The sequence below is a fragment of the Coprococcus sp. AF16-5 genome (assembly GCF_003479365.1).
In the GTDB taxonomy this organism is placed as follows: Bacteria; Bacillota; Clostridia; order Lachnospirales; family Lachnospiraceae; genus Coprococcus; species Coprococcus aceti.
In genome coordinates, this window is sequence record NZ_QUGZ01000012.1 from 1 (window position 1) to 1,399 (window position 1,399).

Annotated in this window: 1 protein-coding gene; it reads left to right on the top strand. The window is 31.8% G+C overall.

Going from position 1 to position 1,399, the window contains the following annotated elements; all coding sequences use genetic code 11:
- Nucleotides 1–204 precede the first annotated feature (204 nt).
- Nucleotides 205–1,179: a DUF4365 domain-containing protein gene (locus DWW70_RS14395; RefSeq protein WP_118016908.1), complete on the top strand. Its 975-nt coding sequence runs from the start codon at nt 205–207 to the stop codon at nt 1,177–1,179.
- Nucleotides 1,180–1,399: the final 220 nt, after the last annotated feature.

Genomic DNA, 1,399 nt, shown 5'->3' on the forward strand with positions numbered 1-1,399 from the left:
GTATGAGCGAGGAACAGAAGGAGACATTGCTCGGCAAGGTTGTCGATGGGGTAATGTCGAATTATACTATGCAATGAAACATCAGAGTATTAAGGGCGACAGGAGGACATGCCTGCCTCTCGTTTTAAGGGGATTGTTGCAAGCATGATTCTTTGATATAATCAATGAAACAGTTTAACGAATCGGGATTTGTGGAGGAATAGTATGAAAGAAAAATTACCAACATTCACATTAAATCAATCAGTGGGTAATAGAGCTGCTTCGGAACTTCAAGCAGTAATGCAGAAGTTTAGTGTGTTTCAAGAAATTGATACAAGTCAGGATTTGGGAATTGATTTTATAGGAACAATTATAGAGAACTGCCATCCAACAAAATATAATTTTAATGCCCAATGTAAAGGAACTGATGATAGCGAAATTAAGATGAACGCAGGTAAAACAGAATTTACCTATTCAATAAAGACGCAAACCATAAACTATTGGAGACAAAAGAAAGATGTTACTTTTTTGTTTTTGGTAGATATAAAAAAAGAAATTATATTTTGGACTGCACCTCTAAGAGAAGTTGAAAATCGTGATTTATCGAAACAAGATTCTGTGACAATCCATATTCCGGTAAATAATTGTATCAGTTCTAAAACAGATTGTTTAAGTTCAACTTTTAAGTTTGAAATAATAAGATATTATGCATGCTTTGGTCAAGATATTGTTTCGCAATTAAACCAAATACAACATATAAATGATAATAATGATATAGCAAATATGCTAGAGCTAATGGCTGTATTAGAAAAAAATATGACGCTTGTAAAAAATAAGTATGATGAAATAATCGATGAGTTAAATAATAAAATCGAAGAAGATCTAAAATGTACACTTAACTATTGTGTAAGACTTGATCAGATGGATGATGTTGTCCGACAATACTGTCCAAATGGGATTTTTAATACTAAATTTTCTAGTGGAGCTAACAAAAAAACAATAAAAGAATGCAAACTTGAGTTAGAACAATATGTGGAAAGTGACACAATTTCATATGAAAAACTGTATGAGCTTTCCAAAGAAATATATGAGATTAGATGTAATATTTTAGGATTTTTAAGAGAAATGGTATATGAAGATATGCCATTTACAAATCATGCAGATATCGATGAGGAGTGTATTAGGGTTTTAGGTTATTAGTTATAGGTTTGAACTACATGATAGAAACCAACACACATAGTTATTGTTAAATTCCAGTTTGTAGGGAACAACAGCTAAGACAATTTTATAATAAAACAGCGTCAGAGCATTTATGTGTAAAAGCATGAATGCTCTTTTTTGTCCTTTCATGGACAAAGAACAAGAAAGCAGCTTTTGGACAAATTGTCCAGAAGTTCAAATAAAAAAGAAGGAGGATACC

Excerpts from the sequence above, each read along its gene's own strand:
- DWW70_RS14395 (WP_118016908.1), top strand. The coding sequence starts at position 205 with ATGAAAGAAAAATTACCAACATTCACATTAAATCAATCAGTGGGTAAT.